The 408-nt window shown below is 69.6% G+C and carries 1 pseudogene; it reads left to right on the forward strand.

Going from position 1 to position 408, the window contains the following annotated elements:
• Nucleotides 1-72: 72 nt before the first annotated feature.
• Nucleotides 73-408: pseudogene (locus tag EO174_RS00035) on the forward strand (hypothetical protein); the annotation flags it as partial.

Below are 408 nucleotides of genomic sequence, written 5' to 3' on the forward strand. Positions count from 1 at the left end.
CCGCAGCGGCCTGCCGGCCGGCCCGTTCGAACTCCCCCTCACTGCCGCCACTTCTCCCTGAGCGAGACCACGATGTCACAGACCCCCGACTCCCCTGCTCCGCTGCAAGGCTCGGCCCGCGATCGCGAGATCGTCGAGGCGCGCGTCATCGTCACCTGCCCGGGCCGCAACTTCGTCACCCTGAAGATCCGCACCCGCTCGGGCATCACCGGGCTGGGCGATGCCACGCTCAATGGCCGCGAACTGGCGGTGGCGGCGTACCTGCAGGAACACCTGGTGCCGAACCTGATCGGCCGCGATGCCGGCCGCATCGAAGACATCTGGCAATTCTTCTACCGCGGTGCGTACTGGCGGCGCGGCCCGGTGACGATGAGCGCGATCGCCGCGGTGGACGTGGCCTTGTGGGAC

Origin of the sequence: Xanthomonas sp. BRIP62418, from assembly GCF_003993495.1 — a bacterium.
Classification (GTDB): Bacteria; Pseudomonadota; Gammaproteobacteria; order Xanthomonadales; family Xanthomonadaceae; genus Xanthomonas; species Xanthomonas euroxanthea.